The sequence below is a fragment of the Azospirillum formosense genome, assembly GCF_013340925.1.
Classification (GTDB): Bacteria; Pseudomonadota; Alphaproteobacteria; order Azospirillales; family Azospirillaceae; genus Azospirillum; species Azospirillum formosense.
This window is the reverse complement of the sequence record NZ_WHOR01000033.1, coordinates 1-12920: the sequence shown is the minus strand read 5'-3', so window position 1 is coordinate 12920 and position 12920 is coordinate 1. Positions and strand designations below refer to the sequence as shown.

Below are 12920 nucleotides of genomic sequence, written 5' to 3'. Positions count from 1 at the left end.
GGCCGGGCATGCGGGTGTGCGACTTGAGTGCGCGCGCCGTCATCCCCATCCTGTCAAGGCAGGACCCACCCATCGAGGACGGAGGAGAGCGGAGCGTGTTCGGCTTTGCGCGCAAACTGTGGTCGGACCCGGAACCCGTCGCGAGCCATGTGCCGCGGGGGGTGCGCGTCTACGCGGTCGGCGACATCCACGGACGCCTGGATCTGCTGGACCAGTTGCTGGCGCAGATCGACCGCGATGCGGCCAGCGGCGCCGACCTCGTCAAGTATCTGGTCTTTCTCGGCGATTATGTGGACCGCGGCCCGGACTCCGCGATGGTCATCGAACGGCTGTGCCGCGAGCCCCTGCCCGGCTTCGGCGCCATCCATCTGCGCGGCAACCACGAGGCCGCGATGATGGACTTCATCGAGAAGCCGGAGGCCGGGCCGGACTGGCTGGAGTATGGCGGGCGGGCGACGCTGGCCAGCTACGGCGTTCCGGCGCCCGTCGAGGATGCCCCGCCGGAGCATGTCGACGAAGCCCGCCAGCGCTTCGCCGCGGCCCTGCCGCCCCATCACCGGGCCTTCCTGGCCGGGCTGCGCTCCAGCGTCGCCATCGGCGACTATCTGTTCGTCCACGCCGGCATCCGCCCCGGCCTGCCGCTGCACCGCCAGCGGGACGAGGACCTGCTGTGGATCCGGCGGGAGTTCCTGACCTCCCACCTCGACCATGGCAAGCTCGTCGTGCACGGCCACACCATCGTCGAGCAGCCGGACGTCCGCTCCAACCGCATCGGCATCGACACCGGGGCCTACGCCTCCAACCGGCTGACCGCGCTGGTCCTGGAGGGCGGGGAGCGCCGCTTCCTCTGCACCGTCTGACCGCTTACGGCGCAGCCTGCCGGCGCCAATCCTTGAGGAAATCGAGGAAGGCGCGCAGCGACGCCGGGGGCTGGCGGCGTGAGGGGTAGTAGAGGAAGGGGCCGGGAAAGCTCTGGCTCCAATCCTCCAGCACGGCGACGAGACGGCCGGCGGCGATGTGCTCGCGCACATAATCGTCGAAGGTCATCAGGAACCCCAACCCGTCCAGCGCCGCCCGCAACTGGATTCCGGTGTGCCCGGCGTGGAAGGGTCCTCCGGGCTGGATGCGCACGATGCGCCCATCCCTTTCGAACTCCCAGGGCGGATGGGCGCCACTGGCGTAGACGGTGGAGACGCTCGGCTTGCCCAGCAGGTCCTCGGGCCGTTCCGGCATCCCGAAACGGTCGAGCACGGACGGCGTCGCGCACAGCACGAAGCGCTGAGGCGGGCCGAGCGGCACCGCGATCATGTCCTGCGCCAGATGTTCCTCGTAGCGTACCCCCGCGTCGTAGCCCTGCGCCACGATGTCGATCAGGGCGATGTCCATGGTGATTTCCAGCTCCACGTCCGGGAAGCGGGTCAGAAAAGGCGTGACCATCGGGGCCAGCACGAGATCCACCGCCGGGGCCGGCGCGTTGATGCGCAGCCGCCCCGCCGGACGCCCCTGGCGCTCCCGCAGGTCGGACAGGGCGCCGGCCACCTCGCCCAGGGCCGGTTCCAGCCGGCGGAGAAGCTGCTCCCCGGCCTCGGTCGGGGCGACGCTGCGCGTCGTGCGGTTCAGCAGGCGGACGCCGAGATGCTCCTCCAACTCCCGCATACGCTGGCTGAGGCTGGAGACGGACACCCGCTGCTCCAGCGCCGCGCGGCGGAAGCTGCGGTGGCGGGCGACGGCGGCGAAGGCTTGCAGGTCGCGCAGGTCGGTGTCGTCCATTCCCTGGTTCCGATTGTTCGATGCAGTGAACAGCCCGTTCGGCATTGTCCAGCTTATCGGATCAATGGCGCCGGGTCATCATCCCCAGGTCATCATCCAGGGCAAGGCGGCGTTCGAACGGCGCCGCGACGCACGGAGAGGATCAGGAACATGGAACAGCGCACGCTCGGGGCCGCCGGCCCCGTCAGCTCGGTCATCGGTCTCGGCTGCATGGGCATGTCGGACTTCTACGGCCCCGCCGACCAGGAGGAGAGCATCGCCACGATCCACGCGGCGCTCGACGCCGGGATCACGCTGCTCGACACCGGCGACTTCTACGGCATGGGGCACAATGAACTGCTCATCCGCGACGCCCTGCGCGGGCGCGACCGCGACAAGCTGCTGATCAGCGTGAAGTTCGGCGCCCTGCGCGATCCGCAGATGGGCTGGAACGGCTACGACTCCCGCCCGGCGGCGGTGAAGAACTTCCTGACCTACTCGCTGCGCCGGCTGGGGGTGGACCACATCGACATCTACCGCCCGGCCCGGCTGGACCCGAGCGTTCCCATCGAGGATACGGTGGGCGCCATGGCCGACATGGTGAAGGCCGGCTACATCCGTCACATCGGCCTGTCGGAGGTCGGCCCGGAAACCATCCGCCGCGCCGCCGCGGTGCATCCGATCAGCGACCTGCAGATCGAATATTCCCTGATCTCCCGCGGGATCGAGGAGGCCATTCTGCCCACCTGCCGGGAGCTTGGCATCGGCGTCACCGCCTACGGGGTGCTGTCGCGCGGCCTGATCAGCGGTCACTGGAGCAAGGACCGTGCGGGTCAGGATTTCCGCAGCCGAAGCCCGCGCTTCCAGGGTGAGAATCTGGACCGGAACCTGGCGCTGGTGGAGCGACTGCGGGACATCGCCCAGCGCATCGGCGGATCGGTCGCCCAGGTCGCCATCGCCTGGGTGGCGGCGCAGGGCCGCGACATCGTCCCGCTGGTCGGCGCCCGTCGCCGCGACCGTCTGGCCGAGGCGCTGGGCGCCTTGGACCTCACCCTGTCGGCGGAGGATCTGGCGCAGCTGGCCGAAGCCCTGCCACCCGGCGCCGCCGCGGGCGAGCGCTACCCGGCGGCCCAACTCGTCCATATGGACAGCGAGACGTACAGGCAGCGCTGAGTTTTGCCCCCACCCCGGCCCTCCCCCGCTTCGCAGGGGAGGGAGAACCAAGTCCCCTCCCCTGCGAAGCGGGGGAGGGTTAGGGAGGGGGCAACCGCGCCCCGCGCCTTACCCTTCGACCTGCACCACGCGCAGGTTGTTTGTGGTCCCGGCCTGCGCGAACGGAATGCCGGCCACCACGACCATCTGGTCGTTGGGCTTCGCAAAGCCCTCCTCCTTGGCGAAGCCCAGCGCCCGCTCGACCATTTCCTCGTAGGTGTGGATGTCGGCGGACAGAACGCTGTGCGCGCCCCAGAGCAGGGACAGGCGGCGCGACACCGCGGCGTGCGGCGTGATCGCCAGGATCGGCACCGCCGGGCGGCGCCGGGCGATGCGGGCGGCCGTGGTGCCGCTGGAGGTGTAGGCAACGATGGTCGATGCGTGGATCACCTCGGCCAGATCGGCGGCGGCGGCGGCCACCGCGTGCGGCGCGGTCTGCTCCTCGCCGGGGTCGGACGCGTCGATGATCGAGCGGTAGAGCTTGTGCTGTTCGGTGCTGCGGATGATGCGGTCCATCATCTCCACGGCCTCCACCGGGAAGGCGCCGCTGGCCGATTCCGCCGACAGCATCACCGCGTCGGCGCCGTCATAGATGGCGGTTGCCACGTCGGACGCCTCGGCCCGCGTCGGGGTCGGCGCGTTGACCATGGAATCGAGCATCTGCGTCGCCACGATCACCGGCTTCACGGCGAGGCGGCAGGCCCGCACCAGCTCCTTCTGGCGGCCCGGCACCTCCTCGTGCGGGATCTCGACGCCCAGGTCGCCGCGGGCGACCATGACCGAATCCGACAGGCGGATGATGTCGTCGATGCGGTCCAGAGCCGCCGGTTTCTCGATCTTCGACATCAGCCCGGCGCGGTCGCCGATCAGCCCGCGGGCCTCCAGCAGGTCCGCCGGCTTCTGCACGAAGGACATCGCCACCCAGTCGACACCCAACTCCAGCCCGAAGGCGAGGTCGACGCGGTCCTTGGCGGTCAGGGGCGACAGCTCCAGCACCGTGTCGGGCAGGTTGACGCCCTTGCGGTTGGAGATGGTCCCGCCGATCACCACCTTGGCGTCGATGTAGTCGTCGCCCAGCCCGGTCACGGCGACGCGCACGCGCCCGTCGTCGATCAGCAGATTGTGGCCCGGCATCACCGCGGCGAAGATTTCCGGATGGGGCAGCGGGATCGCGGTCTTGTCGCCATCGGCGCCGGACAGGACGAAGCGGATCGATTCGCCGGCGGCGACGGTGATCTTGCCATCGCGGATGGTGCCGACGCGGATCTTCGGTCCCTGCAGGTCCTGAAGAATGCCGATGGGACGGCCCATCTCGGCCTCCAGGGCGCGGATGGCGGCATGGACCTTGGCGTGATCCTCGTGCGTTCCATGGCTGAAATTCAGGCGGAAGGTATCGACGCCGGCCAGGAACAGCCGCTTCAGCATCTCGGGGGTGTTGCTGGCGGGACCGACCGTGGCAACGATCTTCGCGCGGCGGTGACGACGCATATAATTTCGGCCTCTCGGGCCGCCTCCTGGGTGGAGTGTCGAACGGCGGGCATGCCGGATGGGAAGCGGGCGGTCATGGAACCGCCCGGCTGCCGTTCACATTGGTGGGTAACGGCTCTCTGACAACCACCAAGGCCGCAATAATGACCCGGTCGTAGCGTCAACGGACCGGCTGAGTGCACGTCGCGGATGCGGCCACCGCGCGCGCCGCCGGCCCGTCCGCAATACATCCGCCTTGCAACACCGCGTCATCACAGGGAGTGTGACCACGCTGACCTGCCAAGGGCTCCTGGCAACCATGTCGGCATCAGGCGCTCCTACGCGCGGCGGCGGGTGGCCATGGCCTCCGCCGTCGTCAAGGCGGCGATCAGGCTCGACGCGCCGGCCTTGCCCGTGCCGGCGATGTCCAGCGCCGTCCCATGGTCCGGCGAGGTGCGGACGAAGGGCAGCCCCAACGTGATGTTGACCCCCGTGTCGAAGTCGATGGTCTTCAGCGGGATCAGCGCCTGGTCGTGGTACATGCACAGCGCCGCGTCGTAGCCGCGTCGCGCCGCCGCGTGGAACAGCGTGTCGGCGGGCCGCGGCCCCACCGCGTCGATGCCCTCCGCCCGCAGGTCGGCGACCGCCGGGGCGATGACGTCGATCTCCTCCCGCCCCATGGCGCCGCCCTCCCCCGCATGGGGGTTGAGCGCGGCGACGGCCAGCCGGTGCCGCGCGATGCCGAAGTCGCGGGCCAGCGCCGCCGCGGTGACCCGGCCGGCGTGCAGGATCGCTTCCCGCGTCACGAGCGGCACGGCGTCGCGGACGGAGACATGGATGGTCACCGGCACGACACGCAGGTCCTGCGCGGCCAGCATCATCACCGGCCCGCCTGTCGAACCAGCGGTCAGACCGGCCAAGTGGGCCAGATACTCCGTGTGTCCGGGATGGCGGAAGCCGGCGGCGTAGAGCGCCGATTTCTGGATCGGGTTGGTGACGACCGCCGACGCCTCGCCGCGGCGGACCAGATCGACCGCCCGGTCGATGCTGGCGATCACCGCCGCCCCGTTGGCCGGGTCGGGTCGGCCCGGCGTGACCGGCGCCGCCAGCGGCTGGGACAGCACCGGCAGGGCCGCGCCGAACAGCGCAGCACCCTCGGCCATGCTGCCCACCGCCTTCACCGGAATCGGCAGGCCGAGCCGGGCGGCGAGCGCTTCCAGGCGGGCGGGATCATCCAGAAGGACGAAGGGCGGCACCGCGCCGTCCGCGCGGGCCGCCCCCCTGGCCATCGACCAAGCCTTTAGAGCGATCTCGCCGCCGATCCCCGCCGGCTCGCCCATGGTCAGGGCGAGCGGCGGCCGGACGCCGGATTCGGTCATCAGTTGCGGATCTCCACGAAGGCAGTGCGGCGCAGGTCGCGCAGGTAGCGGCGGGCCAGCAGGTCGGCCCGCTCGTTGATCAGGTCGCGCTCGATCTCCTCGCGCGGCGGCATCTTGATGTCCTTCGGGTCGATCGGCGGCGGGGCCGGGGCGGCCACCGGCTGCGGCTCGGCTTCCGGCGGCGGCTCGATCATCGGCACGTTGCGCTTGCAGACGATCAGGATGACGGCGCCGCCCGGGCTCATCAGCACGGGGCTGGGCTGGCCGAGCGGGATGCCGACGGCGAGCTGCTGGAGGCCCGGCGCGAGGTCCTTGACCCGCAGCGTGCCCATGTCGCCCGACTCCGGGATGCCCATGGCGCGGGCCTTCTCGTCGAAGTCGGTGCAGCTCTTGATCGACTTGCGCAGCTTCTCCGCCTGGGCCTGGACCGCCTTCAGCTCCTCCTTCGAGGGGGCCGGGATGACGATCTGCTTCATGTTGACCTTGGCCTTGGCCAGATCGGGCTTCGGCTGGGGACGCGGGCGCGGCGGCGGGGCCGGCGGCGGAGCGGTGGAGGCGTTGCTGCCGAAGGGCCGCTGGTCGCGCACCAGCAGGACGTGATAGCCGGTCGCCGTGCGCACCGGCGATGAGAGCTGGCCGGCGCGCATGGTGGACAGGGTCTTGTCCAGTTCCGCGTTCAGCTCGCCCGTGCGCACCCAGCCCATGTCGCCGCCCGAGGCGGCGCCGGCGGACTGCGAGAACTGGCGGGCGAGTGCTGCGAAGTTGCCGCCGCGGCGCACCTCCTCGACCAGCCGCTCGGCGTTGCGACGCACCTCCTCGTCCTGGTCGGGGCTGTCGACGGCCAGGAAGATCTCGGCCACCAGATATTCAGGCTTGCCGATGTTGGCCTTGATGCGCTGCATCACGGCGTCGATCTCCTCGTCGCCGATCACCACCTCCTGGCGGATGCGGCGCTGCATCACGCGCTGCCAGGACAGCAGCGCCCGCACCTGCTCGCGCAGGGTGGAGAGCGGGACGTTCTGGGCCTTCAGCAGGGCTTCGAGCTGCGGTCGACCCATGCGGTTCTGTTCGGCGATGCGCCCGATGGCCTCGTCGATCTCCTTCGACGGAATCGAGACGCCGAGCCGCTTGGCCTCCTGGAGCTGGAGCCGCTCATCGACCAGCTGGCGGAGCACCTGCGGAGTCAGGCGCTGGCGCGTCTCCGCGCTGTCCTGCACGCCGGCGTTCAGCAGAGCGAGGCGGATCCGCGCGTGCACGTCGGACAGCGAGATGACCTCGTCGTTCACGACGGCGGCGATGCGTTCCGCGGGGCCTTGCGTTTTCGCCGCCGGCCCCCCCGCCGGAGCGTTCGGAGCGTTGGGAGCCCGCGTCTGGGCCGCGGCCGGCGCGCCGGCGGCAAGAAGGGCGCAGGCGGTCGCCACGGCGAAGGCAGACCGGACGGCTCGCAAACTCTGCATGGTGCTCCAGACTCCAGAGGTGGTTGCCGTTTAATACGGCCCCCCCGGGCGCGTGTAAACGGAATCGTGGGACGCATCCTGGAACGGAATTGTGTCCAAAGGCCGGGCGGCCGACGTCAGCGCTACTCCCGCTCCGGCGTCAGCCGTCCTCCAGATGCAACAGCACCGCGGTGCCCAGCAGCACGCTGACGCAGGCCGGGCTCCAGGCCGCCATGGCCAGCGGGATGGTTTCCGAGATGCCGAAGGTGCGGACCACGTCGGTCATCACGAACAGCACGAATCCGGTCAGAACGCCGCCGGACACCATGGTCATGGTGCCGCCGCGCCGCGGCAGCCGCAGCGAGAAGGCCGCGGCGAACAGCACCATCGCCACGTAGAGCAGAGGCTGCGACAGCAGCGACTGGTAGTGCAGCCGGTGGCGGATCGCCGGGAAGCCGGTGGCCTCCAGCGTGCGGATGAACTGCGGAAGGTCCCAGAAGGAGATCGTCTCCGGCGAGGCGAAACTCTCCTCGATGGTGGTCCGGTTCAGTTCCGTCGGGATGACGTAGGCCGGAACCGTCTCCGATTCCTTCTTGCCGAGGTTGATCGTGGCGTCCTGCAATTCCCACTTCCGGTCACGCAACACGGCCCGTGGCGCGTCGACCCGGCCGATGTAGGTCATGTTGCTGTCGAAGCGCAGGACGATCACCTGGCTCATCTCGAAGGACAGCGGGTTCACCCCGTCGGCGTGGATGAAGTACTGCTCCCCCGCCTCCTGCTGGCGCAGCCAGAGGCCGCTGCGCGAGACGTCGAAGCTGCTCGACTTCAGTTTCAGGTAGCGGTCCTGGAGTTGGTTGTACTTGGCGATGAAGACGGCACCGACCGGGTTGATCATCGTCACCTTCACCGCGCCGATCATCAGCACGGCGATCAGCACCGGGGTCAGGAACTGCCACGCCGACACGCCGACCGCACGGGCCACCACCAGCTCCGCGCTGCGCGTCAGGCGCCAGAAGGTGAACATGCCGCTGAACAGGACCACAAAGGGAATGATCTGCTGGCCGATCTCCGGCAGCTTCAGCAGGGCCATGCGAAGGACCAGCCAGAAGGTGATGTCCGGCTTGGTCCCGGCGCGGCGCAACAGTTCCACGACGTCGAGCAGGAGGATGATCGACAGCAGGATGCCGAGCAGCAGCAGAAACCAGATGACGAACTGGCGCCCGATGTAGCGCGACAGCGTAGCGGATGAATACATGGGCTCCGGCCTCCCCGGCCGATCGACGGGCGGTACGCGGCGCGCCGGGGGCTTCCGTCACGACGCGCCGGGGCTATGTACTGCGGACGGGCGCGGGAAACAACCGGTCCGCGCCTTGACAGGGCGCACCGGAAGGTCTTTATCCCAGGGTGGTTGCGGATCGATCCCACCCGCCCCGGCGCCCGCGCGCCGGCCATCCCAGCCGAGAGGAGCCCGAGAGGAGCCGATGAAGTTCGCCTTTGCGAAGCCCGCGCTGCCCAAGTCCGGCACCGTCGCCGTCACCGTCGCCACCGATCGCGCGCTCGGCGCCGCGGGGCGGGATCTCGATCAGAAGACGGGCGGCACGCTGTCCCGCGCCATGAAGGCCAGCCGCTTCACCGGCAAGAAGGAGGAGACGCTGGCGATCCTCGCCCCCGCCGGGGTCGAGTTCGACCGCGTCCTGCTGGTCGGCACCGGCAAGGGCGAGGATCTGTCCGAAGCCACCCTCCAGGCCGTCGGCGGCGCCATCGTCGCCGCCCTGGACAAGTCCGGCGAGACGGAGGTTTCCGTCCTGCTCGACCTGCCGGACGGCGGCACCGTGGCTCCCGACGCCGCGGCGGCGGAACTGGCCTTCGGCGCGCAGCTCCGCTCCTACCGCTTCGACAAGTACCGGACGACCGAGAAGAAGGAGGCCAAGCCCTCCCTCAAGAAGATCATCGTCCTGACCACGGAGCCGGACGCCGCCAAGCGCGCCTACGGCCGCCTGGAGCCGCTGGCCGAGTCCGTCGCCTACACCCGCGATCTGGTGTCGGAGCCGGCCAACGTCCTCAACCCGGAAAGCCTCGCCGACCGCTGCCGGGACCTGACCGAGGTCGGCCTGCAGATCGAGGTGCTGGACCTCAAGAAGCTGAGGAAGCTCGGCATGGGCGCGCTGATCGGCGTCGCCCAGGGCAGCGCCTTCGAGCCGCGCGTCGTCGTGATGCGCTGGGACGGCGCCCCCGACGCCGAGGACCGCCGCCCGCTCGCCTTCATCGGCAAGGGCGTGACCTTCGACACCGGCGGCATCTCCATCAAGCCCGCCGCCGGGATGGAGGACATGAAGTGGGACATGGGCGGGGCCGCGGTGGTCATCGGCACCATGCGCGCGCTGGCCGCCCGCAAGGCGAAGGTCAACGCCGTCGGCATCGTCGGTCTCGTGGAGAACATGCCGTCCGGCACCGCTCAGCGCCCCGGCGACGTGGTGACCTCGCTGTCCGGCCAGACCATCGAGGTGATCAACACCGACGCCGAAGGCCGCCTCGTCCTCGCCGACTGCCTGACCTACGCGCAGGAGACCTTCAAGCCGCGCCTGCTGGTGGACCTCGCCACCCTGACCGGTGCCGTCATCATCGCGCTGGGCCATGAGCACGCCGGCCTGTTCGCCAACGACGACTGGCTGGCCGAGAATCTGCTGGCCGCCGGCAAGTCGGTGGGCGAGCCGTTGTGGCGCCTGCCGATGGGCGACGCCTACGACAAGGACATCAACTCGGACATCGCCGACATGAAGAACGTCGGGTCGGGCCGCGGGGCCGGCAGCATCGTCGGCGCGCAGTTCCTCAAGCGCTTCGTCGAGGATCTGCCCTGGGCGCACATCGACATCGCCGGCGTCGCCTGGTCGAAGAAGGACACGGCCACCGTGCCGAAGGGCGGCACCGCCTTCGGCGTCCGCCTGCTCGACCGCTTCGTGGCGAACTATCACGAGAGCAAGTGAGTTCCAACCTTCCCCCTGCTGTCGGCGGACTTCTGGGTCGCCGACAGCAGGGGGAAGGAATTTTCTATGAGTGGCCATTTCTGCGAGGGGCCATGACCGAGGTCCGCTTCTATCATCTCCAGCGACGCACGCTCGAACAGGCGTTGCCGAAGATCCTGGAAAAGGTCCTGGAGCGCGGCTGGCGTGCCGTCGTCCTGGCCGGATCGCCGGAGCGGGTGGACGCGCTCAATCAGCATTTGTGGACCTACGATCCCTCCTCCTTCCTACCGCATGGCGCGGCCCGCGACGGCTTCGCCGCCGAACAGCCGGTCTGGCTGACCGCCGAGGAGGAGAACCCCAACGGGGCCACCGTCCAGGTTCTGGTGGACGGGGTGACCAGCGACGCGATGGGCACCTTCGATCTCGTCTGCGACCTCTTCGACGGCAATGACGGGGACGCGGTGCTGGCAGCGCGCGAGCGCTGGAAGACCTGCAAGGCCGCCGGACACGCCCTCACCTACTGGCAGCAAAACGACCGCGGCGGTTGGGAAAAACGCGCCTGAAACCAACGACTGTTGTAGGCTTTAAGCTGTTCTTCGAATGATACCGCTAACTCGACACAATATTGCATTCATTTGTCTCCACCGGTCTTGACGGGCCTCCTGTGCGCAAGGTTAATCTAAAACCCGTAAAATCCTACGGGACGGCGCACAGGTGGAGGGCAGCATGCAAAGGTGCGTCGGACGGACAGCGGCGGCACCGCCATGACCCGCAGCGCTCTCGACCCGACGCTCGCGCGGGACGTCAAGGACGCCGCCATCCTGATCGTCGACGACAACGCGTCGAACGTCGATCTGGTGCGCGACATCCTGACCCACGAAGGTTACACCGCCGTGCGGGGGGAAACCGACCCGCGCCGGGTTCCGGCCCTCTGCGAAGCACAGCGCTTCGACCTGCTGCTGATCGACATCCGCATGCCGCACATGAGCGGTTTCGATCTGATGGAGCGCATCAACGTCCTCTACGGCGACGATGTCGTGCCCATCCTGGTGCTGACCGCCCACACCGACCAGGAGACGCGGCGGCGCTCGCTGGAACTGGGGGCCAACGACTTCCTCACCAAGCCCTTCATCGCCTGGGAACTGCTGCACCGCGTGCGCAGCGTTCTGGAGATCCGCAAGCTCTACCAACGCGCGGCCGAACAGAACCGAGGGCTGGAGCGCCGCGTTTCGGAGCGCACGGCGGAACTCAGCACGGCCCTTGAGGCGGCACGGCAGGCCGACCGGGCCAAGCTCGACTTCCTCTCGGTGACCAGCCACGAGTTGCGGACCCCTCTGAACGCCATCATCGGCTTTGCCGAGGTGCTGTCCAGCGAGGCGCACGGTCCGCTCGGCCACGACGATTACATGGACTATGTCCGGCTCATCGAGGAAAGCGGCAAGGCGCTGCTCGGCATGGTCAACAACATCCTGGACTTCACGCGAGGGTCCGGTGGCATCGACCTTGCCGAGTCGACCATCGATCTGCCCGGTCTGCTGATCCACTGCATCGATCTGCTCCGCCCCAAGGCGCAGGCCAAGTCGCAGACCATCACGCTTCAGCCGGGACCGCCCGTCACGCTGCGCGCCGACCAGCGCCGCCTGGCCGAGATGATCGTGCATCTGCTGGACAACGCGGTGAAGTTCGGCCACCGGGGCGGGCGGGTCTCGCTGCGGATCGCCCTGCAGGGCGGGATGGTCGCCATCGCCATCACCGACGACGGTCCCGGCATCCCGCCGGACATCGTCGATCACGTCTTCAGCCCGTTCATCCAGGGCGAGCGCTCGCTCGTGCGCCAGCACGAGGGCATCGGGCTCGGCCTGCCCATCGTCCGCCGCTTCGCCGAACTGCATGGCGGTCGCGTGGAGTTGGACAGCGCGCCGGGACACGGCACGACGGTGACCATCCTCCTGCCCGCCTCCCGCCTGACCGCACCGCCCATCGCGGGCATCAGGGAATCGCGAGCGTTCTGAAAAACGCCGCCTGGCTCCGCATCGGTCATTCGGCGAGGCTGGGTTCCTCCAACGGCGCCAACCCGGCTTCGGCGGGGTTGGCCGTTGCGGTTTCCGGCAGGCCCAGAAAAAGAGCGGCCAGAGCGATCAGAGCCATCCCCCCGGCGGTGAGGAAGGCGGCGGAGTAGCCGAAGCGGTCCACGATCACCCCGGTCACGAAACCGCTGGTCGCCGCCCCCACCCCCTGCATGGTGGCGACGGCTCCGAAGGCGAGGTTGTAGCGCCCGGTGCCGCGCATCAGGTCGGCGATCACCAGCGGCGTCAGGGCGGTGAAGACGCCGGCGCCGACTCCGTCCAGAAGCTGCACGCCGATCAGCCAGGCGCTGTTGTCCGACAGGGTGTAGAGGACGGCCCGCAGGGGCAGGATGGCGAAGCCGACCAGCAGGATCGGCTTGCGGCCCAGGCGGTCCGCCGTCCGCCCGACCAGGATGGCGATGGGCAGCATGACGAGCTGGGCGGCGATGATGCAGGACGACATCATGACCGTCGCCCATTCCGGATGCGCCGCCGCCAGCTTCTGCCCGACCAGCGGCAGCAGGGGCGCGTTGGCGAAATGAAACAGCAACGCGCAACTGCCGAAGATCAGCAATGGCCGGCATTGGACCAGGATGCCCATGCCCGACACCTTCTCACCATTGCCCGCTTCACCATCCGCCCCACCAC

Annotated in this window: 11 protein-coding genes; 5 read left to right on the top strand and 6 right to left on the bottom strand. The window is 69.2% G+C overall.

What is annotated here, in order from left to right:
- Positions 1 to 95: 95 nt before the first annotated feature.
- Positions 96 to 860: a metallophosphoesterase gene (locus GBZ26_RS06940; protein WP_174438210.1), complete on the top strand. Its 765-nt coding sequence runs from the start codon at positions 96 to 98 to the stop codon at positions 858 to 860.
- A gap of 4 nt (positions 861 to 864) precedes the next feature.
- Here the strand turns inward: GBZ26_RS06940 and GBZ26_RS06935 are convergent, their stop codons facing one another.
- Complete coding sequence (locus GBZ26_RS06935; RefSeq protein ID WP_174438209.1) at positions 865 to 1770, bottom strand: LysR family transcriptional regulator; 906 nt, start codon at positions 1768 to 1770, stop codon at positions 865 to 867.
- Between the two features lie 150 nt (positions 1771 to 1920).
- Between GBZ26_RS06935 and GBZ26_RS06930 the strand changes: the two genes are divergently transcribed.
- On the top strand, positions 1921 to 2922 hold the full coding sequence (locus GBZ26_RS06930; protein ID WP_174438208.1) for an aldo/keto reductase: 1002 nt from the start codon (positions 1921 to 1923) through the stop codon (positions 2920 to 2922).
- A gap of 108 nt (positions 2923 to 3030) precedes the next feature.
- On the opposite strand, the gene pyk is transcribed toward GBZ26_RS06930, so the two are convergent.
- The 4 genes from pyk to lptG form a co-directional block, all read right to left on the bottom strand.
- Positions 3031 to 4449 (bottom strand): pyruvate kinase, encoded by a 1419-nt coding sequence (gene pyk, locus GBZ26_RS06925; RefSeq protein ID WP_174438207.1) that lies wholly within the window; start codon positions 4447 to 4449, stop codon positions 3031 to 3033.
- Positions 4450 to 4766: 317 nt separating this feature from the next.
- Positions 4767 to 5807: a 4-hydroxythreonine-4-phosphate dehydrogenase PdxA gene (pdxA, locus tag GBZ26_RS06920; protein ID WP_174438206.1), complete on the bottom strand. Its 1041-nt coding sequence runs from the start codon at positions 5805 to 5807 to the stop codon at positions 4767 to 4769.
- A complete protein-coding gene (locus GBZ26_RS06915) occupies positions 5807 to 7264 on the bottom strand; it encodes a peptidylprolyl isomerase (protein ID WP_174438205.1) in 1458 nt (485 codons plus the stop codon). Before GBZ26_RS06915 ends, pdxA begins: the two co-directional genes overlap by 1 nt.
- A gap of 139 nt (positions 7265 to 7403) precedes the next feature.
- Positions 7404 to 8498 (bottom strand): LPS export ABC transporter permease LptG, encoded by a 1095-nt coding sequence (gene lptG / locus GBZ26_RS06910; protein ID WP_174438204.1) that lies wholly within the window; start codon positions 8496 to 8498, stop codon positions 7404 to 7406.
- A gap of 226 nt (positions 8499 to 8724) precedes the next feature.
- Here lptG and GBZ26_RS06905 point away from each other — a divergent pair, with 226 nt between their 5' ends.
- From GBZ26_RS06905 to GBZ26_RS06895, 3 genes are all read left to right on the top strand, one after another.
- Entirely contained in the window at positions 8725 to 10227 is a 1503-nt protein-coding gene (locus GBZ26_RS06905) for a leucyl aminopeptidase (protein ID WP_174438203.1), read from the top strand.
- A gap of 92 nt (positions 10228 to 10319) precedes the next feature.
- Positions 10320 to 10769 (top strand): DNA polymerase III subunit chi, encoded by a 450-nt coding sequence (locus GBZ26_RS06900; RefSeq protein WP_174438202.1) that lies wholly within the window; start codon positions 10320 to 10322, stop codon positions 10767 to 10769.
- Positions 10770 to 10970: 201 nt separating this feature from the next.
- Positions 10971 to 12218 carry an ATP-binding response regulator gene (locus GBZ26_RS06895; RefSeq protein ID WP_174438201.1) on the top strand — a complete coding sequence of 416 codons (1248 nt, stop codon included), beginning with the start codon at positions 10971 to 10973 and terminating at the stop codon, positions 12216 to 12218.
- A gap of 25 nt (positions 12219 to 12243) precedes the next feature.
- Here GBZ26_RS06895 and GBZ26_RS06890 read toward each other — a convergent pair.
- Positions 12244 to 12920 (bottom strand): MFS transporter (locus GBZ26_RS06890; protein WP_174438200.1); only part of this gene is annotated, 677 nt, incomplete at its 5' end.